The following is a 20,958-nucleotide window of genomic DNA, read 5'->3' as shown; positions in this document are numbered from 1 at the left end:
AGGAGGGATGACGATGCCGTTTGATTATGATTTAGATTTTGAGACGATTGATTTCCGCAAACACCCGGAGCTGTATCGGGTCGGACGAGGCGAACAAGGGGTCCTGCTCGTCGAACCGTATAAAAGCGAGATTCTGCCCCATTGGCGTTTCAAGACACCCGCCATCGCCAAACAGTCCGCCGATGAGATTATGGAGCTGTTCGAGGCGTATCGGGCCAACGATGACTTTGTCGGGATGGATATGGCCCGTAAATTCATCCAGATGGGTTATACCCGGGCCAGACGCTACGCCAACTATAAGGGAGGACGCAAATACAAGGAAAACGGTGACATCCACGACCGTCAAATCGATGACGAAAAAGCGGAGTCGGCCCGCATCTTCAAAGAGCGATGGGATCAGCTTCGGGCAGATGAAGACTATTTGAAACGAAAGAAAGCCCATCAGAAACAGTACGGATGACTATCGCGTCATGACGAGAAAACAGGTCGTCCCTTTTTCAAACGACGCGACCGGTTGAAACCCTAGCTGCTCATAGAGATGAATGGCCCGCTCGTTGAACGCGGCCACCGTCAGCCGGAGCGGCTTACCTTCACGTACCGCTTCTTGCATCACCAACCGGACGAACGAACGCCCGTGTCCTCGCCCGGTGCGGTCGGGGTGCATCCCGAGGCCGAGATCGAGATGGGCGTCATCGTACGCGTAAGTCGAGTTCGGGACTTGCGCGTACGGACCAAGGCAATAGAAGCCGAACAGCCCCGCGTCGTCATGAACCGTGTGATACGTCATCAACTCGTCCACCCCTTCCACCGAAGGGATTTGATTATAAAAGTCATAAGGCGATTCATACGCCCACGCTTGGATGGCATGGGCGTTTTGTCGTGTCATCGGTCGAATGTGCATAACCTACTCCTTTCTCGCATCTGTTGTTGTTCGTCCCTCAGTTGGTGTTTCCCTGTCTCGGTTCAAAAAAAAGAATGGGTCGCCCCATTCTCATTTCCGCGTCCATGTCGCTGAAAGCTCGACATCCGCCGCGTGCATTAAATTATGAATCGGACAACGCGCCTCGACGCCTTTTCGTAACGCCTCAATCCGTTCATCAGACTCAATCGTGTCGAGGACCACTTTGATGTGCACATTCTCAAAATACGTTCGAACTCCTTCGACTCCTTGGAAGCCGCGCGGGTCGAGCGTTCCCTCGGTGACGAACGTCACGCCGTCATAGTTGAAGTCTTGATCTTGGGCGACGTAGGCGATCATAATCGTCGTACAAGATGAGTAGGCACCGAGCAAGTATTCAAGCGGATTCGGCCCGGCATCCGTCCCTCCTAGTCGTTCCGGCTCATCGACGATAAACGGTTCCAAGTCACGCACATGCACGGTCGTCTTCACACTTGTCGCTTCCCCTTCAGCACGCATCGTCACCAATGGTTTTTCAGTCATCGCGTCTCCTCCTCCAAAATGATGTCATCCTACTCTTCGTTCCCGTTATTTCGGACCGTGTAACACCTCGTCGTAAATCGCCATCGATGACGACGTACCGTTCTTGCCCCGATTTCGTCTGAATCTTCGTCTCGAACTCGAGGAACTTCTTTTGGGCGTTGAAGTGTTGGGCGTAGTGCTCACACCACTCGTCTCGCTTCTTTTCCGGCAACAAGTCGACGAAACGTTCATTGACGACCCGTACCGTATGGAACAGTGTCCGCGCGGCCGGGTTGGCACTCTCGATGCGACCGGTGTCGTCAACGAGCAGGATGGCAGACGGATTCAAGTTATAGAGCGTGCCGTATCGTTTCGCGTAAGAGGCAAGGAAGTCGAGCCGGTTCATCGCTACGACGAGCGCGACCGTCCAGACCAAGCCTCCGTACATATAGGCGTACGGCGGCATGACGCCGCGGAATTGGAAATATCCAAAAATGACGTCCCAGACGAGGACGACGACCGCCGTCCAAATGAGCATCCGGAGCACCCGTTGATGTTCGTGGCGATCCGCACGCTTCAAGGCATACATCAGCAACACGATAATCAAGAAATGGAACACGTTCCCGACCGTCATCGTCGTCAAATAGGACACGTTGAACTCCGGGTAAATCCAAGGACCGACTTGGTCGAAGCGCTGACTGTTCAAGATGTTCTCTTGACGGATGAACGTCAACGCGACCGGGATGAGCGGCAAATAGATGACATATGGGTACAGCCATTTCGGCAGTTTCGCCCCGACTCCCGTCACTTTGACGATAAAGTGGACGGAACAGACGAAAATCAAAATGCCGGCATTGCCGAACCAGTACGTGACGAAGGCCGGGCTCGCGTCAATCGGCGACAGATGGCGGCCGAACTCGACCAAGAAGAGCATCGCGTAGCCAAATACGAACAGACTGAGCAATCGATGTTCGACTTGGCGCGGATTGCGCAGCAAGACATCGAGGGCCAGGTGGCTCAATAAGAATGCCGGTAATAAATACACGGCCATATAGAGAAATAATGTGGTCATGGATAGACCCCTTTCTTCTAACGAATCCATCTCTTACTTTCTCTGTCGGTCGTAGCGAATCCTTTCTCGAGTGCGCGGCCACATCCATACAAAAAGCGAGCGGAACCAAAGTCCGCTCGCTGTCTTCATCTCGTTTATAGCGTGTCTTCGATTGCCGTGTCGCCTTTGACGAGGTCAATCGTTTGATTATGGGCCGCGTCATGCCCGATGACGTGTGCCAAGAAGGCCGCTACGTCTGCACGTGGGATTTCTCCTGTCTTGACGTCGCTCGTTTTCACTTTGCCCGTGCCGGCATCATCTGTCAGCGCACCTGGGCGAACGATCGTGTATGTGAGTCCGCTCGCTTCAAGCAGACGGTCCGCATGGTGTTTCGCGACGTAGTACGGTTTCATCTCTTCCGGCCATGCCGAACGATCTTCAGCCTTCAAGGCGCTGACCATGACGAACTGTTTCACATTTCCGTTCGCCTGAGCCGCCTCGATACTTTTCGCTGCGCCGTCCAAATCAATTAACAACGTCTTGTCGGCTCCGGTGCTACCACCTGAACCGGCCGCGAAGACGATCACGTCCATGCCGGACATCGCCTGTTCCAGTGACGAGACGTCACCTTCGAGGTCGCCTAACACCGCTTGATAGCCTTTCGATGTAAAGTCGTCGAGTTGCTCTTGTTTCCGCACCATCGCCGTGACTTGATGCTTCCCTTCCTCGTGCAATCGTTCGACGAGCTGTTTCCCAATCTGTCCATTTGCTCCAATTACAAATACGTTCATCTGTCTTCCTCCTCAAGTTGAATTCAGAGACAAGCGAAACGCCGTGTGGCCAATGCCACATCCGGTGCAGAAGCGATGGCCGAGATGACGGCGACGCCGTCCGCCCCGTCGTTCCGAATCATCGGGACGTGTTCCGGTAAGATGCCGCCAATCCCCACGATTGGCAGCTCTCGATACATGGCTCGGACTTGGCGGATGAGCACCGTCCCGTTGACTGCCCCGGCGTCTGCTTTCGAGTTCGTCGGGTGGACCGGACCGATGCCGACATAATCTGCATAGTCAATCGCCGCCGCTGCTTCTTCGAGCGTGTGTACCGAGACACCGAGCCATTTGTCCGGGCCGATTCGTTCACGAACGCGTGCGGCCTCGGCGTCGTCTTGCCCGATATGCACGCCGTCCGCATCGATGCGCGCTGCTAATGCGACGTCATCATTTATGATGAACGGAACATCGTATGAGCGGCAAAGTGTTTGCAACGCTCGCGCCATCGCTTCTTTTTTATCCCCATACAGTGCATGTTTACCTTTTTCGCGAAATTGAAAACATGTCACGCCACATCGGAGCGCCGTTTCCACCGTCTGGATCATGTCTTCCGTGTTCGCGGTTCCGCAAATGAAGTATAGCCGTAACTGCTCAGCGATGGTTCGCCGTGATGGATTCAATCGTCACACCTGCCTCTCCATGTACCGCATAGGCCCAATGGTTCGTCGGTCCATGTCCGGCACCGATATCGAGACCGTAGGTGATGGCACTTTGAATGAACCGCTTGGCCGTCAACGCCGCATCGATGATGGATCGGCCTTTGGCCAGTTCTGCCGTGAGCGCCGCCGAGAACGTACAACCGGTCCCATGCGTGTCACTCGTCTGGATTCGAGGAGCCGACAGCAGGAACGTCTCGGACGCCGTCATGACTACATCGTCCGCAGATTCGCCGTCAAGGTGCCCGCCTTTTAAAATGACGGCATGGACACCGTACGCCAACATCCGTTCCGCTGCCTGGATGCGGTCTTCAAACGTCCGAATCGTCATCCCCGTCAACACTTCCGCTTCCGGCACGTTCGGTGTGACGACGGTCGCAAGTGGCAAGAGGGACGTTTGAAGTGCCTTGACCGCCGAATCCTGTAACAGCGAGGCCCCACCTTTCGCGACCATGACCGGATCGACAACGAGTCGTCTGAACGCGTGACGACGCACCCCGGCAGCGACGACCTCGATTCGCGCCGCATCGAACAACATCCCGGTCTTGCATGCGGCAATCGAAAAGTCGGACCCGACCGCATCGAGTTGTTGCGTCACAAGTTCCGGGGATACCGCCTCGACCCCGTGCACGCCACGCGTATTTTGGGCCGTCACGGCCGTCAAGACGCTCGTCCCGAACACTCCCAGCTCTTGAAACGTCTTTAAATCTGCTTGAATTCCGGCACCGCCACCCGAATCCGAACCGGCAATCGTCAACACTTGTGGCCGCGTCATGACACCACCTCAATCCGGTCACTCGGTAGCTCGACGGCCGTCATCTTGCCGAGCTCGTTCAAGAAATGAATCGGGAAGTCTCCCGGTCCGTCGGCCAAAGCAGTCGCGAGTTCCCCGCAACGGGCATAACCGGCGAGCGCTGTCGCCGTGGCCGCGACCGCGTCACGTTCGACCGCGAGAAACGCACCGACGACCGCACTGAGTAAGCAACCGGTCCCTGTCGTCCTGGTCATCGCCTCGGTTCCACCTTTAATTTCAATCGTCACGTCCCCGTCGCTGACGACGTCCGTCTCGCCGGTCACGGCAACGACACAGTCGTAACGCTGAGCCGCCGCACGCGCGATTTGCTTCAAATCATCTCGTGTTTCGCCTGCGTCCACGCCGCGTGCTGCCGTGTCGAGACCGACTAACGTCGCGATTTCACCAGCGTTGCCCCGAATGACCGTCACGTGGACATGTTCTAGAATCGCCTTGGCGACGTCGCGCCGAAACGCGGTCGCCCCGACCCCGACCGGATCGAAGACGACCGGGCGACCCGCTTGATTCGCCGCCTGCCCGGCTTGAATCATCGTCCGTTCCGTCATCGCATCGAGCGTGCCGATATTGAGCACGAGCGCATCGCTCATAGACGCCATCTCGGCCACCTCTTCAATCGCGGAAGCCATGACCGGGGCCGCACCGATGGCGAGTAAGCCGTTCGCCGAAAAGTTGGCGACGACGATATTCGTGATGTTGTGGATGAGTGGCCTTTGGGCTCTAACTTTGTCCCACAAGTCGCGCTTCATCGTCTCACCCCCGTCGGCAACGTCCATGACTCGAGCGTCCACGCCATCTCCCAAAACGCGTGCTCATAATAGCAGCTCTTTAAGAACAGTTGCTGATACCGGAATCGTTCTTCCGCGGTCGCCTGCCCGGCGAGCACGTCGAGCCGCTCAATCTGTTCCTCGACGAGGTCGCGGAACCATTCCGACCCGTACGTCGCAATCCACGTCGCATAAATCGGATGATCCGGGGTCGCATCTTTCAATCGCTCCCCAATCTCGTAATACACCCAGTAGCATGGCAAGATTGACGCCAGTACATCACCGAGCGTCGGACCGGCCTGTTGCATGTGCATCGCATAGGCATAAGCCGTCGGGGCCGGTTCGAACGTCGCCCACTCCGCCTCCGTCACGTCGAGCAACGTGAAGAACTCACGATGCAATGCATGCTCCGCTTCAATCGTGTGCAGGGCGTGCGTCAAAAAACGGCTCGCCACTTCCATGTTCGGGGCGAGGGTCGCGCCTTTCGCCTGTACTTTCGAGAATTGGTTCAGATAGTACGAGTCTTGCATGACGTAATGTCGAAATTTGGCCTCGTCGAGTTCCCCCGTTCCAAGCTCACGGACGAACGGATGGTCAAAACTAGCTTGAAACAAGGCTTCGGCCTCTTGTCGTAAATGTGCGGTGAATGTCATCGTTTCTCCTCCTTTGTGATTAAAAAAGACGCCGCCTCCCATAACGGAAGCGGCGTCGGATTTACACAAAGTGTACGAGAACAATCGGTTCGCCCACTTCCCTACGCTAGCGTGAACTAGATCAGGTTCAAAGGGTCTGGACCTCGTCCATCTCAGCCGCGTCACGCGACTCCCCTAGTGGTAAACATTATGAAATTCGGTCGTCTACGACCACATCATATCAGTCTTTCTTCGTACTGAAAACCCTTTTATCGAGAGAATCGACGGTTCAACGACGTTCCCATTTGCGAGAATCGCTCCGTGCCGAGCTTGCGTCGGTTCGAGGCGGCGAACACATAATAATCGACTTTGCCCATGTAATAAATCAAGCGTAATCCGGCCAAAAAGAACGTGATGGTCGTGCTGACGGCAAAGCCGACACCGTACCAATCGATGCCGCGGGGCAAGAGCAACAACGTGAACAACGCGTTCAGTGTGAAGAAGGACAGATTGATGAACAACGCGCCGCGCCGGTCCTCGAAATAGAGCAGCAACAGCGTCAAGATGAGAATCATCGCATTCGCGAACGCCGCGAGCGTCGTCATCCGGAAGATTTGACCAATCTCGTCCGGGACGCCAATCCAACCGACGAACACGCCCGCCATCAGGATGGCGAACAACGTCACGACGCCTTGACTCCGAGCGAGCCGAATCAACTCGTTTTTCAATACGGACGTCATCGTCTGTTTCGCCTTCTCGATTTGATGGAGTGCCCCGCCGTAGTTAATCAATCCATAAAACGTGCGGTAGCGCTCATAAAACCGCGTCTCGACGGCGACGACGAACAACAGTTGTGTCGGGATAATCGTCAAATACGACCAGAAGATGGCCGTGTCATAATACGGGTTGAACAGGAACGAGTCCGCGATGATGACACGTCCCTCGCCGAACCAGATGATGAAGTTCGTCACCCAAATCCCGAGCACGTACAACACGCCGATGGCGAACAAGTCCGGATAGCGATCGAAGTACTTGAAGTACGAAAACTCTTTCACCGCATAGCGGAGCGGGAACGTCCGGAGCATCGCGAAGAACAGCCCGAACAACGTCACAATCGTCCCGACCGTGAACCCTAGCAACAACTCGAGGCTCGACGGGTCGGTCATGAGACGACTGATCGCATACACGCTTCCGACCGAGATGAGGCCGCCGAGCAGGAAGCTATAGGCCACCGCTTGATAATACTTGGCGGCACTTAAAAACAAGAACATGACCCAAATGACGTTAATCGTCATGAATAGGACGAACAACGTCAGTTTGTACAGAAAATCGAGCGGCGACAGCAGCCAAAAAATACTGTACAGCAAGGCTGCGGCGAGAATCGTCACTTTGAGCATCCCGGTGAACACCGGAAAAATCTCATGCGCTTTCTTCTCGTAAAACAAGTCCGCCACGTATCGGGTGACGACGAGCTGTTGAAAGCTGAACAAGATTTGCGAGAAGATGAACGCGTACGAGACCGAGATCATGAACAGCGTCCGTTCGGCGAGCGACAACGTCGGCATTTGGAACGCCAACCATTGAATCGTACCGACGACCAAGATGACGATCAACCACGGTCCGGACGTGACGAGGCCCGAGAACGTGTACGCCTTCAGTCGGGACGAATAGTAATCTTCTTGGAACAACTTCTGTAACTTAAACCCGATGCCCGCCATACTGTTCCCTCCTCGCTTCATAGATGGCCTTATAGCGGTCCACGACTTGTTGGAGACGATAATATTGGCGGACCCGCTCCCGTCCGTTCTTGCCGAACCGCATCCGTTCCTGCGGATAATCCATCATCCATTCGACCTTGTCCGCGACCGCTTCCGGATGAACCGGTGGCACGATGAAACCGGCCGGGCCGAACGGGTCATCCGCCCGTCCATATAAGAGTTCGGAACAAGCGCCGACATCGGTGGCGACCCACGGAATTCCGGCGGCCATCCCTTCGAGAATCGCGAGCGGCTGGCCTTCCGAGATGCTCGTCAGGAGCAGCAAATCAAAGGTGGGCAAATACGTTTGGACGTCCACTTTCCCGACCAGTTCGACATAATCGCTCAATCCGCTCTGTTCGATCAGCAGCTGGCACTCTTCCGCATATTCTTCATCCTCATCGAGCGGACCCATGATCGTCAGTTTGAACAGACGATGCCGCTCCTGCAAAATCTTGGCGGCGTAAATCATCGTCTTCAAGTCTTTGATTGGGACGAGGCGGACAATCGCGCCGATTTGAAACAGGTCGTGCTCCGGCCGATCGACCGCCGCTTGGATTTGCCGGTCGGCAATCCCGTTGGCGATGATTTTCGTCTTCTCGCTCGGGGCCCCAATCCATTCCTGATACTCGCGATTCCGCTCAAACAACGTGATAATCTCATCGGCCGCATTATACGCCTCGCGTGACAAATGGTGGAAGAAGCGGACCCATCTCGGCTTATACGGTGCCGGAATCCAATACGACTGTAAAATCTCTTCTTCGCGCTCGCGGGAATAGATGCCATGCTCGGTCAAGATGAACGGGATTCCTTGTGTCTCTTTCATGTAAGACGCGACCACCCCGGCATAACCTGTCGATACGGAATGGACGAGGTCGACTTTCGGGAGCGGCTGATGGAGCACCCGTAAAATCGGGGTGTACATGCTTTGCCACATCCAGAAATAGTCGATGAACGAGCCCCCGTTCATCTCTTCGGCGTAGGCGGCCTTCACGTTACGCCAAAAGAACTCACTCGCGAAGAACGCCTCGCTCGAAGGTACTTCTTTTCCGAGCAAGCGCAGCGCCTGTCGGTTAGGACTCCTCAACATGAGCCAGTCCGACACGTTCTGCTCGTCGTCGGCGTCCCACTTCAATCGCCCCCTCGCTCGTTCGCCCACATCGTTCAAATACAGATGGGTGATGCCGGAGACGTTCGGAGGGAACACATATTTCATGTCTTCCGGTCGTTTCTCGGTCGGTTGAATCGAGATGATTTCAAACGACACTTCAGGCATCGCTTCGATTAACGTCTGCGTCCAGCTCGAGACACCGCCGCTCACGTACGGATAACTGCCCTCTAAGACGAGTCCGATTTTCATTGCGCTTCCCCCTTGATGGCGATTTCAGCGTTCGCCGACGTCAATGTGACGAGATAGAGCGGGCGATCGGCTTCCCATTGTTCAATCGTCCCGAACTCGAACTCTCCTGTCTCGAGTGACTGGCCCGGTTTCAGGCGAATCGTGAAATGAGATGGGTTGACGAGCCCTTCCCCCGCCAAATAAACGGTCGACTCATCGAACGTGACGTTCAAATCGGCTTGTTGGTACGTGATCAGTTTTTCGGTCGCGTAATGTTGCGTATACGCCTCAAGATGCGGATATTCGTCTTTTACGTCATGGACGATTTTACGGAGGCTGGTGAACATCGTATCCCAGTCTCGACCGAAGGCGCGGTCGGGATCGATGACATCATCCGGGTGAATGAAGTGTGAGAACACGCCGAAGTTGGCAATCGCATCGACCATCTGGAAAATTGAGCCGCGCTCTTCCCCGTAATCGCTCGTCACGCGCGGGAAATGGTAGAGGTTCGGGTGCGTCGCATCAAACTCGAACTCTTGCACGAAGTCCCCGTTTTCCGGTTCGCCGGTGTAGAGCGAGGCGATTGTGCGAAGTTCAGGCAACGCCTCGGCAATCGCATCGACCCCGGTCCGGTTGAGCGCGTTCGAAGGCGGGACGTACGACTTGAGCGTCTCGGCCGGGAAATAGTTAGCGAACACGGATTCGGCCTGCAATAACGACCGTTTCATCTCCTCTTTGTCTTTCCACGGGATATAGCCATACGTCGGGTCGATCGGTTCGTCGGCCGTCACGAGCGACTGGTGATTGTAGCCGTGCAGCCCGATCTCGCCGCCGTGCGCGATCAATTTGCGCCCGAAATACAGCATCGGAAACTCGCCGCGCTTAATCAACTGCTCATCGACGAGTTCCATCTCTTCCTCATACGTCCCAATCATGGCCCCCGTATAAATCACGTCATCATCTTTCGCTAAATCGACCATGTCTTCCCACCAATCCTCGGCGAAAAAGTCTTTGACCGACTTATCGAGCGGCGTGGCGGAGACGTCCTTCATCTTCCCGTCCATGACCGGCGCCGGGAAATCATCGATATACATGAGTTTGATGGCCGCTTGTGCCGTGACGAACGCCGGCGGCATCGTGCCGAGCGTCTGGACGAACAAGCCGCGAATCATCTTTTGGTTCGTGATGGTCGTGTTCCAGAACAGCACGTTCCCTTCGCCGACCTCATATTCCCAAAGGATCGGGAAACCCTCGGCGGACAACATGACGTTGGCCTCATCCACGAGGGCAAAGTCGACGACACTATGGACGAACAGATCGTCCGGCGGATTCAAGTCGACATAACCCGGGAAAATCGTCTCCTCGAAGTTCAAGCCGTATACGTCCGGCACATATTCTCCGATTTCTTCAACCCCGGTCAACGCGTTCCAGGCGGGGTCTTTGAACCGGTTCGCGAACACGAGGTTGCCGCCTTGTTCGACGTAACGTTTCATCGCGACGAACGGCCATCTCGATGAATCCTCTCCGGTAAAGATGATAATCGTGTACGGAGACGGCGCAATCGACCCGACGGCACCAGGACTGACTTCTCGCACGTCGAGCTTCGCGTATTGTAAGCCGCGCAACAGATTGTCGGCCGTCCCGACCGCCAAATCCCCTTCATCCCGGACGAGATAAATTTGAAGTTGGTGCTCGCCCGCTTTCGCTGACGCATCACTTTTCAATTGATCGATATTCATCTGCTGCTCGGCGACGTTTGGTAACAACGTGTGCAGCGAATGAATCCGTAAGTATTGAATCGCACCGACGATGACTAGAAATAAGACGATGAAGAGCGAGAATGAGATTACAGTTCGTTTTTCCATGATGTCGTGTCACTCCATTCTTCAAACAACAGTCGGTACTCATACGGCACATCCTCAAGCGAGAACTGGGTCTGCATCATAAACATGACCGCTTTCACTTCGTTCCAACGCTCGCGCTCATAATAGAAATTGATGAGCATGAGATGGGCCTCGATTCGTTCCGGGAAATGGTGGACGTACTCCTTCAAGATATGCAATTGCTCTTTCGGACGTTGTAACGTGAGATAAATCCCGTTCAAGTCTTCATAAATCCACGGAGTCGGTGGATACAGCGTCTTCGCCTTCAATAATTCTTCGAGCCACGCCGTCTGTTTGTCCTTCAACATGACCTCGGTGATGAGCTCGCTGTGAATCATCCGTTTATAGATCGTCGCGAGCCGTTGAATCGTATCGGGATTCCCCAAGTCATAGTCACGTTTCGCCAGCTTCAGTTCTTGTTCATACTGGTCGATCAAGATGTTCATCGTTGCCGCCGCATAGTGGACGGTCTCACTGTCCGTGCTCTCGAGCCCCATCTGCAAATACTTCCCTTGTTGGTCGATTGACTGGTTGACGTGTGTCAAAATCGAATGCTTTCGGATGGCCGGATCTTTGGAATTTATGGCATCGGTGAGCGGCAACAAATGCGTGCTGCTGTTCGCTTCATGTCGAATCTGTTCATAGTTGACGACTTTGAAGTCGATATAGTCGTCATAGTCTTCAATCAGACCGCTCCGGCCGAAACGCTCGGCCAAGCGATATACCGCATAGACGGCAAGTTCGGCCGCGAACGGGAGGAACAATCCGAAACTGAGGGCCGCCACCACGACCCCATAGTCCGCTGCTTTCATCTTTCGTTTCAATGCGATTAACAAGACGAGGGCAAGCACGGTGTGAACGACATAAATCCCAATCAAACTGAGACGAACGGTCGACTCCATACCGTCACACTCCCTTCTGGATCAAAATCCCTTCGATCCGATCATAAATTCGTTGACGGTGTTCTTCACTCGTCCCAGGGAGCAAGAGCAACAGCTTGTTGTCTTCGGGATCGTAGCCGACGACATCGATTTCCCGTAAATACGAGTGGACGATGGCTTCGATACTCTCGAGTGAGACCGGTTCATAGCCGAGCGCATAATCGAGCACGATATACGGTTGCCCGTGGTGAAGTTTCTTTTGTTCTTGAATGGCGACAAGTTCCGTGAACGCTTCTTTTTTATAGAACGAGGTACCTTTATGCATCTTCTCGTGTTGCTCTTTGCGAATCAGGTTCTCGGCGTTTTGGACGCGTGTCCCAATCCACGAGAACAAGATATTCAAGACGTGCAAGTCATCGGTCGTCAATTTGCGGAGCGGCAAGCGCTTGATGACGACGACTTCACGCGTCTGTCCGTCCACAACGATCGGCGCGAGCAACATCGGGTCCGTGTCTTCATCATCGAGCTGACGGAGTGTCGTCTCTTGGACTTGGAAGAACCGTTTGAACATACTCGACGCCTCATCAAGGAAAATAGTTTGCGGAAACTCTTTCTTCTCGGTTTGGCGAATCAAGAGACGCATCGATTTTTGTGAGCGGTCGACGTGGTAAATTGCGACATCGCTCGCCAAAAACGTCTTTTTCAACAAGCGAATTGTTTCGCTCCGAATCAGTTCCGGGTGCGGCAAGTCGAGCGAGACGGCAAGTTCATACAATTGGTTCAAGCTGTATTCGGATTGAAGTAGTTTTTGACGAAGTGTGGTTTGCGAAGTGTTGAGTAAATCGACGGTCTCTTTCAAATACGTGTTCTCATCTTTCAGTTCCTCATTCCGGAACTGACTGATTTCATAACGCTCTCGAAATGAGGTACTGAACAACCCGACGATGACGGTGATGGCGAAGTAGTAAAACAGTGTAAGAAGTGAGTTTGTATCGTAGAACAAGAGGAAAATGTCCCCTCCCATTAAACCGGTGTATAACACTTTATAGAGGAGCAAGATGCCAAAACTGATTAAGCCGAAGATCGTGCCGTATCGTAAGGCGAATAAGATAGCGGCCGCATAAAACAAGTTTAAGTCATTTTGAATCGTGCCCAAATTAAAGAACAGGTCGATTCCAATCAATAGCACGAACACGACAAGAATCTCAACCCATTTGAGCCATGGACGGTCTTGAGCGTATAAAATGGTAATCCCCTCCTCGCGATTGGTTCATCTGTACTGGTGTGACAACTAGCCAGTCGAACGTAAGTAGTGGATGACGACATCTTCTATTTTTTCAATACCCTAATCGACACCTAAAAATCCCACGTATTGTAATACGTTGGCTCGTGATAATGAATAAAGCCGTTCGCTTCGGCCAGATCCCGACTCGTCGCCTCCTCCTGATCGGACACGGTAAGGACGGCAATCCCATACTCGTCTTGAATCGCGTTCATCCGGTCGAGCATCTCCATCGACCACGAATCCGATGTGATTTCGGTGTAGTTAAAACCTTCCCACATGAAGCCTTCCACATACGGGGCACTCGTCCGTTCGAGCGTCTCGATGCCCCAATTTTGCACGACCGGGACGCCGGGATACGTACGCTCAATCGCCTGCAAGAAGTCCTCGAGCCCCGCCAACTGTTCCGCTAAGTCTTCGGGATAATCCAAATGGACGTCATCGATGTCCCCGACCGTATCAAGGAAAATGCCGTCCAAATGCTTATTGATGACTTGTTTTTGAATTTCACGGATTAAAATCTTGCGAAAGTCGGCCGAACTGATATCGGTCAGATACGAGTCCCATTTCGGAAAATAAATCCGTTCCCCGTCCCGATAGAAGTAGTCATCCTTGTCCATTTGGCCGATCAGCGCTCGATTCCACGAATCCGCCTCCATCACATTGATATACCCGAGCACTTTCGTCCCGTTCGATCGAATCGTCTCAATCTGTTCCGGTGTATACCAAATCGGTTCGATGATGACGAGATCGTAGCGCGCCATATCCTCGATAATCGCCTCGGTCGGCATGTTGTAGAAAATCTTATAGGAGTGAATCTCATCAAAATCAAACGGCTCTCGCGTCGTACATCCTCCTAAAAAGAAGATGAGCAATAAGCCGGTAAGCCACAATCGTCGCACTCGGACACCTCCTTGGTGAGCAACTCTGTCTTGGTGTGAATCGGTCCGTTTGACGGTGAACAATCAGGGAAACAACATAATACAGTTTGTCACAGAAGGGAGAAATGAATGTGAACTCCATATTATTGACGATTGCCCTGTTATTCGTCGGCTTGAACGTGTTTACCTTCTTTCGGCGCCAAACGTATAAGCAGACCGAATTCGATACGCGTTTGTTCAGCCATTTGTTCGTCAGCCTGCTTGGCGTGATGATTGGGTTCGCCTTAATTTACTACGCGCTCTCACGAGACAGTGTCATCTTGGTGACTTCACTCGAGACGATGACCGCAGTCGAACCGAGTTGGCGCAACCTGCTCTACTTTAGCGGGGTCACGTTGCTTTCCATCGGATTCGGCGACTTGCTACCGATTGGCCCGGCCCGACTGTTCGCCTTGCTCGAAGCGGCCATCGGGATTTTATTGCCGACGGCGTTTTTTGTAAAATCGATATACAAAAAAGAAGACTGATGAAACCAGTCTTCTAGCGTCCAGTAATGAGCAAAAATAAGTTGAAGGCCACGAGTCCAAGCGGAAATAAGGCCACGACAACAATCGGCCATTTCTTCGTCCGGATGCCGACAAATAACAGTAAACTCCCTACTAGGAGCGCGATGAACGTCGTATACGGATTCAAGCGTCATTCCCCCTTCTATAGAGGGGCTTTTCCCGACTCGACCAAAACTTAATCGTTTGAACACCAAAGCGTCGAAAAGGCGTCACGAATTCGGCACGCTTCCTCTGCGTGAAACGGATACCCTGCCCGCACGGCGACCTGCCTGCTCGTGCGTTCGAACTGTTCGACCAACGCTGCATGCGCCGCCTCGAGCAATGCCGTCTCGATCGTCGGAAATGTATGAACATAGTTGTCCCAGTCTGTCGTCCCCATGTACGGGGCCAGACCGTCCCCCGACTTCCCGGCGTTGACGGTGAAGTCCGTCTTATATCCGACTTCCCACGACAACATCTTTCGGAGCATCGCCCGCATAATCGTCACATGGTCGTAGGCGTATAACAACTGTCCCCGCTTGATGCCTTTGACGACGTATAGCGACACCCACCAAAACTCGTTCCAACACTGTTCATAGTCGAAGCGACTCGGGGGCTTGATGCGATATGTGTCATCAGACGGGACCGGTCGCCCGGCGACTCCGTCTTTGTCAATGAGGACGAGACTAAGTGAATCCGCTTGAATCGTCTCCTGGACGTCACGGAGCGGACGAACGGTCAAATCGACTCGGTGTCCGGCAGCAAATTGGACGAGGAACGCGAATCGGCCGTAGTCTTCTTTGCCCGGAACCTCATCCGGCATCTGCATGATCAACACGTCCCCGAGCGGCACCATCCAAGAACGATCTTCGATGAACACAGTCACGTCTTCGACGAAACACGTGACATCGACGTCTTGAAACCGGTCCGTCGCGACGTTCGGATTGACGAGCGACCCGTTCAAGACGAGGACGCGGACGTTTTCCCGCTGCTTGGCCATGGACGTCAAGTGCTCGAGCACTTGCTCGTTGGTCATATGACGTTCGCCCCGAGCGAGCGGGCGATTTGGACGGCCTGCATCACGTCAATCGTCGCTTGTTTCAGCGTGACGTCCGAGAAATCGACCCCGTCCATCTCGGCCCCGACAAAATCGGCACCGGTGCAATCAGCATGCTGCAAGACGGCACGCGACAAGACGGCGTTCGTCCAACGGGACTCTGTCAAATCGGCACCGTACAAATCGGCCTCGGTCAACCGGACCCCGGACCAATCCATCTTCCGGAGCGGTGCGTGACGCAGATTGACGAACGACCAATCGCCCTCGCGTACGACGACCCCTTCAAATGTGCATGACTCAAACGAGGAACCCGTCATCTTGCATTGGTCGAACTCGCTCAAAAACAGATTCGCCCCGTTGAACTGGCAGTTCAAGAACGAGCTGCCACTGTGACGCGAGGCGTTCCACTTCGAATCGGTGAAGTCACAGTTGATGAAGCGGCACTGTTCGGTCTCGAACTCGGTCGCATCGATATAGGTGAAGCGACAGTTCTCGAACGTCGTCTGCGTGAGTTGAACGTCACGCAGCGTCTCATCCCGAAAATCTTCTTCTTCATAGACTGCATGTGATTGAAACATGACCTTCCTCCTTGGCGTATACTAGGTGTAGCTTATGGAATGGAGTGATACACATGGATATCGTATTTCCGACCGAACATGGCACGTTCAATTACCGTGTCGCCGGCATCTGGGTCCAAGACGGTCATCTGCTCGTTCATCGGAACGTGAACGATGACTTTTGGGCGTTGCCGGGCGGCCGCGTCGGCATCGGCGAAGAGGCCGAAATCGCCTTGACGCGTGAGCTACAAGAAGAACTCGACGCAACACTGACGGGAACGACGTTCGCCTTCGTCTCCGAAAATTTCTTCACGTACTTAGAGCGCACCGTCCACGAGATCGGCATGTACTTCTATGTATCGGGTGACCTCCCGCTCCGGAATGGAGACTTCCACGGACCGGAAGGCGATCACCTCATCTATCGTTGGCAGCCACTTGACACGCTCCGTGACTTGGCGCTCTTCCCGGAGACGCTCTATGCGTTGCCACAATCATTACCGCCCCACTTTATCGACCGCTGAGCCGGATAGAATCGATTTCAACTCGTGCAAGTCTTGAATCTCGTACGTCGTCTCGACCGATGCGGCAATCTCGTGCGGGTTGTACCAGCACGTGTCGAGCCCATACATACGACCGCCGGCGATGTCTGCCGTCAACGAGTCACCAACGATGAGTCCGCGTTCGGGTGCCACGTTCGGCACGCGGTCGAACACGTAATCGAAGAACGGTTTCATCGGCTTTTGCGATCCCGTAGCATCGGAGACGAACACGTCCTTGAAATAAGGGAGCAATCCCGATGCTTCGAGCCGCTTGAACTGCGTTTTCGTCACACCGTTCGTGACGATATAGAGCGGATACTGCTCGCTAAGTGTTTGGACGAGCTCGAGTGCCCCATCAATGATGTGCACGCCGTCGTGTAAATGGTCGCGATAGCGCTGTTCGACTTCATGGGCATCGATGGTGATGCCCAGCGTGTCGAACAGTTGCGTGTGGCGTCCCATCAAGACGTCTTCCCGTCCAACCTCGCCGCGCTCGAAGGCGCGCCATAATCCGTTATTGATCGTCACATATTGTTGCTTCAATTCGTCTGTCATGCGAACGTTGTATGCGGCGAGCAACTGCTCTAAGGCGACGTGCTCGCTCTGTTTAAAGTCTAACAACGTGTCGTCGACATCGAATAAAATCGCTTCATATCGTTTCATAATCTGTATTACCCCTCTCTGCCTCTAATGTACAGGAACGGACCGAGAAGTTCAAAACAAGGAGTGAGTCATATGGCTAAACGACCTATCAGCAATCTCGAGTATTCAGGAGAAGAATTTGCGTCATTTTTCTATTTGGCCGATGAGATGTTCGGCATCGATTTTCGCGAGTGGTACAACGCTGGCGAATGGACCGACCGCTATCGCTGTTATTCCTTGACGTTTTATCGGAATGTCATTTCGAACGTCGGGATGAGCCGGATGACGATCGTGGCTGACGGAACCGAGCGCGAAGCGTATCAGATCGGGACGGTCATGACCGACGAGGATCGACAAGGACAAGGACTCGCCACCCGCATCTTCAAGCATATGTTCAAGCAGCATGACACGGATGGGTTGCCTTATTTTTTGGCTTGTGACGAAGGGGTTGCACCGTTTTACGAGCAGCAAGGGTTCTCCGTCCAACCCGAGCCGGAGCTATTCGTTTCAGTCTCGGGATCGGCTTCCCCACTCGAACATGTCGACGTCGATGCCGAACAGTGGCGTCGTTTCAAACTGGAGTCACTCCCGTTTTCACCGCGTCTGTATACGACAGACGACATGCACATTTGGATGTTCCATTACTATCAAGGGATGGATGAGGACGTGTATCGTTTCGATGACGTCCATGTCATTTATATGATTGAGCGCTCGCGCTTAAACTTGTATGCCGTGCTGTCGCCGCGGCCTGTCGATATGCGTGACGTCGTGGCCCGCCTCTCTTTTGAAGGCATCACCGAAATCGTCTTTAAATTCACACCCGACTTGGACGGTGTGGAGCAACGTCCGTCCCGCGACGACCAATGGATGATTCGGATGAACGAAGGACAGCTTTTCCCGGAAGGTTGTCGTTTCCCTTATTTGTCGAAAGCATAAAAAAACTCGCCTCACGGGCGAGTTTTTTGCGTATGGAAGGCATGTTTGAGCGACTGCGCCGCTTCTTTGACGGCTCGTCGTGCTTCCGGGACGTATGCGTAGTAGTTGACGAAGCCGTGGATGAGTCCCCCGTAATTGTGATACGTCACCGGGACACCGAGACTAATCAATTTATTGGCATACGCTCGGCCGAGGTCACGGAGCGGGTCATACTCGGCCGTCAGCAGCGTCGTCGGCGGCAGTTTCGTCAAATGCGGCGAAATGATCGGTGAGGCGTAGGGGTGGGTCAATTCGGCCTCGTCATGAAAGTATTGGTGTTGGAACCACCGAATTAACGCCTCGTCGAGCAAATAGCCGTTCGCATACTCGATTAACGACAACGGCAGATTCTCCTCGGTCCCCGTCACCGGATAAAATAACAGCTGATGCATGGCGAGTGGTCGGCCTTGTTCGATGGCCATCAAGGCGCTGACCGTGGCGAGCGTCCCCCCGGCGCTGTCGCCGCCGACGGCGATGCGCTCAGCATCGATTTCGAGTTCCGAGGCGTGGTCCGCAATCCAAACGAGCGCCTCAAAGCTGTCATAGACGGCCGTCGGAAATTTATGTTCTGGTGCGAGTCGGTAACCGACCGAGATGACGGTACAGTCGGCCTCGTTCGCAATCGTTCGGCAAATCGCATCATGGGTGTCGAGACTTCCCGTGACGTAACCACCCCCGTGATAATAGACGAGGACAGGCGCAATCGTATGAGCCGTCCGATAAATGCGAATCGGGATCGTCCGTCCTGATAATGGAATGAGGCGGTCCTCAACCGCGTGCACGTGCTCTCTATGTTGAAACCGGGTCATCATTGCGTCTTCTTGTCGTCTTAATTCGAGCGGATCCAATTGGTCATATGTGGTCGGGATCTGGTTGTGAAACTGGTTCAAGTAAAATTGAATCGTCGGATTGACTGGCAATGGGAATCCCTTCTTTCTCTTTTAGGCGTACAGTTGCCTATTCCCAGCCGCGTCTGACCTTAAGCAGATTCACGCGCTTTTTGCAAAGTACGACGATACATATACGCCAAAACGACACCACTCGCGTAAACAATGGTCCAGACATTCACGAGGATTGACTGGCCAATCGGCTTGAAGAAATAATCCCATGCCCCATCGACGTGCCACACCATTGCCGTGGAAATGATATACGATACGGTGAGCCCACCTACGAGCCACAAGAACATCCCACGCCGCCCCAACCACCATACACACGACCACACGATGGCCGGAATCATGAGATATCCGAGCGCATCCCCCCATAAAAAGTCTGCTGCTGTCACGAAAAAGCCCCAGGGGAGACACAAGATGGCGACGAAAAGGATTCGCCCCAGCATCAGGCTTGCCCCTGTTGATTCTTTTTCCACCAGACGAACAAGAAGATTCCCATCCCGACGAACAGAATCAACATCGAGAAGATCAGTTGTTGCTCGAGCGGCAAGCTCGTCTGGGCAAACGCATATTGTGGTCCGAATAAAAGTAGCGGAATGATCAGATTGATCCACGTTTTCGTCCAAATCGAGACGAGGAGCAACGTGATGACGGCCAGACCGAACAAGACGAGTTGACCGCTCGAGCCGAACACGATCGTCGGGGTCTCGACGAAGATGTCGAGTACCATCAGTCCGAGGAATAACGTCATCGGCAGCGCGGCGAGCGCGACGTACGTCACCCCGTTTTTGATTTTACTCCCTTTCGAGCGGACCGACATGTTGCGGAACGCTTGTGCGGCGGCCAGCAAGAACAGGACGGCGACGAGCGGGAAGCCAATCAATTGAATCGTCGAGAACGCCATCTCACCTTGAATGAAGTTGGCGATGACGATGTACGCGAACACGTTCGGAATGATCATCGCGATGATTTTGAAAAACCCTTTGCCGTCGAACGCCATCTCCCGCCCGAGATGTCGCATGTAAGCTTGCGGGCTTTGACCGACGACATCGTCGACGCTCTTGCCCGCCTGTTCCGCTTCCTCGAGATGGTCTTTCAGCTCGGCGACCACGTCTTGCACTTCCCCTTCCGACTTCCCGCTCGACATGAGATACACCGCTAAATCATCCAAAAAATCACGACTCTTTTTTGACAGTTCCATCTTCATTCCCCTCTCCAAGTACGCGGTCGACGCCGCTTGACACTTCCGCCCAACGTTGTTTGAAGGCTAGCAATTCTTGCCGGCCCGCCTCCGTCAAGATGTAATACTTTCGCTTCGGCCCTCCGGACGGCAACGTCTTTTGAATCGTCTCGACCCAGCCGTCCTTCTTCATCCGTAACAATACCGGATAAATACTCCCCTCGCTCACCATCGTGAACCCGTACGCCTGCAACTTCTCCGACATCTCGTAGCCGTACGTCTCTCCTTTATCGATGATGGCCAACAGACACCCTTCGAGCAATCCTTTCAACATTTGACTCATCGCCATGGCGCGACCTCGCTTTCACCAAACTAACTTG

Annotated in this window: 26 protein-coding genes and 1 riboswitch; of the genes, 4 read left to right on the top strand and 22 right to left on the bottom strand. The window is 53.8% G+C overall.

The features are described 5' to 3' along the window. The first annotated feature begins 13 nt into the window (after nt 1–13). Nucleotides 14–460, top strand: coding sequence for a DUF4385 domain-containing protein (locus KNP83_RS00470; RefSeq protein WP_214759046.1), 447 nt, complete (start codon nt 14–16; stop codon nt 458–460). Here the strand turns inward: KNP83_RS00470 and KNP83_RS00465 are convergent, their stop codons facing one another. From KNP83_RS00465 to KNP83_RS00400, 14 genes are all read right to left on the bottom strand, one after another. After that, nucleotides 461–901 carry a GNAT family N-acetyltransferase gene (locus tag KNP83_RS00465; RefSeq protein ID WP_214759044.1) on the bottom strand — a complete coding sequence of 147 codons (441 nt, stop codon included), beginning with the start codon at nt 899–901 and terminating at the stop codon, nt 461–463. It lies immediately after the preceding gene. A 90-nt stretch (nt 902–991) separates the two neighbouring features. Continuing rightward, on the bottom strand, nt 992–1,441 hold the full coding sequence (locus tag KNP83_RS00460) for an OsmC family protein (RefSeq protein ID WP_214759042.1): 450 nt from the start codon (nt 1,439–1,441) through the stop codon (nt 992–994). Then, nucleotides 1,434–2,492, bottom strand: coding sequence for a PAS domain-containing protein (locus KNP83_RS00455; protein WP_251139140.1), 1,059 nt, complete (start codon nt 2,490–2,492; stop codon nt 1,434–1,436). Before KNP83_RS00455 ends, KNP83_RS00460 begins: the two co-directional genes overlap by 8 nt. A gap of 134 nt (nt 2,493–2,626) precedes the next feature. Next, nucleotides 2,627–3,262 (bottom strand): SDR family oxidoreductase, encoded by a 636-nt coding sequence (locus KNP83_RS00450; RefSeq protein ID WP_214759040.1) that lies wholly within the window; start codon nt 3,260–3,262, stop codon nt 2,627–2,629. Between the two features lie 23 nt (nt 3,263–3,285). After that, nucleotides 3,286–3,924: a thiamine phosphate synthase gene (gene thiE, locus KNP83_RS00445; protein ID WP_214759038.1), complete on the bottom strand. Its 639-nt coding sequence runs from the start codon at nt 3,922–3,924 to the stop codon at nt 3,286–3,288. Beyond that, nucleotides 3,896–4,735, bottom strand: a complete 840-nt coding sequence (thiD, locus tag KNP83_RS00440; RefSeq protein WP_214759036.1) for a bifunctional hydroxymethylpyrimidine kinase/phosphomethylpyrimidine kinase — start codon at nt 4,733–4,735, stop codon at nt 3,896–3,898. The genes thiE and thiD overlap by 29 nt, the downstream gene beginning before the upstream one ends. Continuing rightward, a complete protein-coding gene (gene thiM / locus KNP83_RS00435; protein ID WP_214761582.1) occupies nt 4,732–5,520 on the bottom strand; it encodes a hydroxyethylthiazole kinase in 789 nt (262 codons plus the stop codon). Before thiM ends, thiD begins: the two co-directional genes overlap by 4 nt. After that, nucleotides 5,517–6,191, bottom strand: coding sequence for a thiaminase II (gene tenA, locus KNP83_RS00430; RefSeq protein ID WP_214759034.1), 675 nt, complete (start codon nt 6,189–6,191; stop codon nt 5,517–5,519). The genes thiM and tenA overlap by 4 nt, the downstream gene beginning before the upstream one ends. Nucleotides 6,192–6,272: 81 nt before the next feature. After that, a riboswitch (TPP riboswitch) is annotated at nt 6,273–6,377 on the bottom strand. A gap of 62 nt (nt 6,378–6,439) precedes the next feature. Beyond that, nucleotides 6,440–7,888 carry an exopolysaccharide Pel transporter PelG gene (gene pelG / locus KNP83_RS00425; RefSeq protein ID WP_214759026.1) on the bottom strand — a complete coding sequence of 483 codons (1,449 nt, stop codon included), beginning with the start codon at nt 7,886–7,888 and terminating at the stop codon, nt 6,440–6,442. Further along, nucleotides 7,869–9,287: a GT4 family glycosyltransferase PelF gene (gene pelF / locus KNP83_RS00420; protein WP_214759024.1), complete on the bottom strand. Its 1,419-nt coding sequence runs from the start codon at nt 9,285–9,287 to the stop codon at nt 7,869–7,871. Before pelF ends, pelG begins: the two co-directional genes overlap by 20 nt. Then, nucleotides 9,284–11,131: a DUF2194 domain-containing protein gene (locus KNP83_RS00415; protein WP_214759022.1), complete on the bottom strand. Its 1,848-nt coding sequence runs from the start codon at nt 11,129–11,131 to the stop codon at nt 9,284–9,286. Before KNP83_RS00415 ends, pelF begins: the two co-directional genes overlap by 4 nt. Beyond that, a complete protein-coding gene (locus KNP83_RS00410) occupies nt 11,113–12,051 on the bottom strand; it encodes a tetratricopeptide repeat protein (protein WP_214759020.1) in 939 nt (312 codons plus the stop codon). Before KNP83_RS00410 ends, KNP83_RS00415 begins: the two co-directional genes overlap by 19 nt. A 4-nt stretch (nt 12,052–12,055) precedes the next feature. Then, the gene (locus tag KNP83_RS00405) at nt 12,056–13,225 is read right to left on the bottom strand and encodes a GAF domain-containing protein (protein WP_214759018.1); all 1,170 of its coding nucleotides are present in this window, start codon (nt 13,223–13,225) and stop codon (nt 12,056–12,058) included. A gap of 161 nt (nt 13,226–13,386) precedes the next feature. Continuing rightward, nucleotides 13,387–14,214 (bottom strand): glycoside hydrolase family 191 protein, encoded by an 828-nt coding sequence (locus tag KNP83_RS00400; protein ID WP_353048498.1) that lies wholly within the window; start codon nt 14,212–14,214, stop codon nt 13,387–13,389. A 104-nt stretch (nt 14,215–14,318) separates the two neighbouring features. Between KNP83_RS00400 and KNP83_RS00395 the strand changes: the two genes are divergently transcribed. Continuing rightward, nucleotides 14,319–14,720 (top strand): ion channel, encoded by a 402-nt coding sequence (locus tag KNP83_RS00395; RefSeq protein ID WP_251139139.1) that lies wholly within the window; start codon nt 14,319–14,321, stop codon nt 14,718–14,720. A 13-nt stretch (nt 14,721–14,733) separates the two neighbouring features. Here KNP83_RS00395 and KNP83_RS00390 read toward each other — a convergent pair whose 3' ends face one another. Genes KNP83_RS00390 through KNP83_RS00380 form a run of 3 tightly spaced genes read right to left on the bottom strand, consistent with a single transcriptional unit; the run spans nt 14,734 to nt 16,373 of the window. Continuing rightward, nucleotides 14,734–14,886, bottom strand: coding sequence for a hypothetical protein (locus KNP83_RS00390; RefSeq protein ID WP_214754335.1), 153 nt, complete (start codon nt 14,884–14,886; stop codon nt 14,734–14,736). Nucleotides 14,887–14,934: 48 nt separating this feature from the next. Next, a complete protein-coding gene (locus KNP83_RS00385) occupies nt 14,935–15,774 on the bottom strand; it encodes an aminoglycoside 6-adenylyltransferase (RefSeq protein WP_214759014.1) in 840 nt (279 codons plus the stop codon). Then, nucleotides 15,771–16,373, bottom strand: a complete 603-nt coding sequence (locus KNP83_RS00380; RefSeq protein ID WP_214759012.1) for a pentapeptide repeat-containing protein — start codon at nt 16,371–16,373, stop codon at nt 15,771–15,773. Before KNP83_RS00380 ends, KNP83_RS00385 begins: the two co-directional genes overlap by 4 nt. A gap of 53 nt (nt 16,374–16,426) precedes the next feature. On the opposite strand from KNP83_RS00380, the gene KNP83_RS00375 reads away from it, so the two are divergent. Then, nucleotides 16,427–16,873 (top strand): NUDIX hydrolase, encoded by a 447-nt coding sequence (locus KNP83_RS00375; RefSeq protein WP_214759003.1) that lies wholly within the window; start codon nt 16,427–16,429, stop codon nt 16,871–16,873. Here the strand turns inward: KNP83_RS00375 and KNP83_RS00370 are convergent. Beyond that, complete coding sequence (locus KNP83_RS00370) at nt 16,847–17,554, bottom strand: YjjG family noncanonical pyrimidine nucleotidase (RefSeq protein ID WP_214759001.1); 708 nt, start codon at nt 17,552–17,554, stop codon at nt 16,847–16,849. The genes KNP83_RS00375 and KNP83_RS00370 overlap by 27 nt on opposite strands. Nucleotides 17,555–17,626: 72 nt before the next feature. On the opposite strand from KNP83_RS00370, the gene KNP83_RS00365 reads away from it, so the two are divergent. Beyond that, nucleotides 17,627–18,469, top strand: a complete 843-nt coding sequence (locus tag KNP83_RS00365) for a GNAT family N-acetyltransferase (RefSeq protein WP_214758999.1) — start codon at nt 17,627–17,629, stop codon at nt 18,467–18,469. A gap of 11 nt (nt 18,470–18,480) precedes the next feature. Here KNP83_RS00365 and KNP83_RS00360 read toward each other — a convergent pair whose 3' ends face one another. Genes KNP83_RS00360 through KNP83_RS00345 form a run of 4 tightly spaced genes read right to left on the bottom strand, consistent with a single transcriptional unit; the run spans nt 18,481 to nt 20,927 of the window. Then, nucleotides 18,481–19,428: an alpha/beta hydrolase gene (locus KNP83_RS00360; protein WP_214758997.1), complete on the bottom strand. Its 948-nt coding sequence runs from the start codon at nt 19,426–19,428 to the stop codon at nt 18,481–18,483. Between the two features lie 59 nt (nt 19,429–19,487). Then, nucleotides 19,488–19,844 carry a hypothetical protein gene (locus KNP83_RS00355; protein WP_214758990.1) on the bottom strand — a complete coding sequence of 119 codons (357 nt, stop codon included), beginning with the start codon at nt 19,842–19,844 and terminating at the stop codon, nt 19,488–19,490. Further along, the gene (locus KNP83_RS00350) at nt 19,844–20,599 is read right to left on the bottom strand and encodes an HAAS domain-containing protein (protein ID WP_214758988.1); all 756 of its coding nucleotides are present in this window, start codon (nt 20,597–20,599) and stop codon (nt 19,844–19,846) included. The genes KNP83_RS00355 and KNP83_RS00350 overlap by 1 nt, the downstream gene beginning before the upstream one ends. Beyond that, on the bottom strand, nt 20,574–20,927 hold the full coding sequence (locus KNP83_RS00345; RefSeq protein ID WP_214758981.1) for a PadR family transcriptional regulator: 354 nt from the start codon (nt 20,925–20,927) through the stop codon (nt 20,574–20,576). Before KNP83_RS00345 ends, KNP83_RS00350 begins: the two co-directional genes overlap by 26 nt. Between the last annotated feature and the right edge of the window lie 31 nt (nt 20,928–20,958).

This window comes from Exiguobacterium sp. s146, from assembly GCF_018618415.1.
In the GTDB taxonomy this organism is placed as follows: domain Bacteria; phylum Bacillota; class Bacilli; order Exiguobacteriales; family Exiguobacteriaceae; genus Exiguobacterium.
This window is presented reverse-complemented; position numbering and strand designations above follow the sequence as displayed.

Coding starts and splice junctions, on each gene's coding strand:
- KNP83_RS00470 (WP_214759046.1), top strand. CDS start 14: ATGCCGTTTGATTATGATTTAGATTTTGAGACGATTGATTTCCGCAAA.
- KNP83_RS00465 (WP_214759044.1), bottom strand. CDS start 901: ATGCACATTCGACCGATGACACGACAAAACGCCCATGCCATCCAAGCG.
- KNP83_RS00460 (WP_214759042.1), bottom strand. CDS start 1,441: ATGACTGAAAAACCATTGGTGACGATGCGTGCTGAAGGGGAAGCGACA.
- KNP83_RS00455 (WP_251139140.1), bottom strand. CDS start 2,492: ATGACCACATTATTTCTCTATATGGCCGTGTATTTATTACCGGCATTC.
- KNP83_RS00450 (WP_214759040.1), bottom strand. CDS start 3,262: ATGAACGTATTTGTAATTGGAGCAAATGGACAGATTGGGAAACAGCTC.
- thiD (WP_214759036.1), bottom strand. CDS start 4,735: ATGACGCGGCCACAAGTGTTGACGATTGCCGGTTCGGATTCGGGTGGC.
- thiM (WP_214761582.1), bottom strand. CDS start 5,520: ATGAAGCGCGACTTGTGGGACAAAGTTAGAGCCCAAAGGCCACTCATC.
- tenA (WP_214759034.1), bottom strand. CDS start 6,191: ATGACATTCACCGCACATTTACGACAAGAGGCCGAAGCCTTGTTTCAA.
- pelG (WP_214759026.1), bottom strand. CDS start 7,888: ATGGCGGGCATCGGGTTTAAGTTACAGAAGTTGTTCCAAGAAGATTAC.
- pelF (WP_214759024.1), bottom strand. CDS start 9,287: ATGAAAATCGGACTCGTCTTAGAGGGCAGTTATCCGTACGTGAGCGGC.
- KNP83_RS00415 (WP_214759022.1), bottom strand. CDS start 11,131: ATGGAAAAACGAACTGTAATCTCATTCTCGCTCTTCATCGTCTTATTT.
- KNP83_RS00410 (WP_214759020.1), bottom strand. CDS start 12,051: ATGGAGTCGACCGTTCGTCTCAGTTTGATTGGGATTTATGTCGTTCAC.
- KNP83_RS00395 (WP_251139139.1), top strand. CDS start 14,319: ATGAATGTGAACTCCATATTATTGACGATTGCCCTGTTATTCGTCGGC.
- KNP83_RS00385 (WP_214759014.1), bottom strand. CDS start 15,774: ATGACCAACGAGCAAGTGCTCGAGCACTTGACGTCCATGGCCAAGCAG.
- KNP83_RS00380 (WP_214759012.1), bottom strand. CDS start 16,373: ATGTTTCAATCACATGCAGTCTATGAAGAAGAAGATTTTCGGGATGAG.
- KNP83_RS00375 (WP_214759003.1), top strand. CDS start 16,427: ATGGATATCGTATTTCCGACCGAACATGGCACGTTCAATTACCGTGTC.
- KNP83_RS00370 (WP_214759001.1), bottom strand. CDS start 17,554: ATGAAACGATATGAAGCGATTTTATTCGATGTCGACGACACGTTGTTA.
- KNP83_RS00365 (WP_214758999.1), top strand. CDS start 17,627: ATGGCTAAACGACCTATCAGCAATCTCGAGTATTCAGGAGAAGAATTT.
- KNP83_RS00355 (WP_214758990.1), bottom strand. CDS start 19,844: ATGCTGGGGCGAATCCTTTTCGTCGCCATCTTGTGTCTCCCCTGGGGC.
- KNP83_RS00350 (WP_214758988.1), bottom strand. CDS start 20,599: ATGGAACTGTCAAAAAAGAGTCGTGATTTTTTGGATGATTTAGCGGTG.
- KNP83_RS00345 (WP_214758981.1), bottom strand. CDS start 20,927: ATGGCGATGAGTCAAATGTTGAAAGGATTGCTCGAAGGGTGTCTGTTG.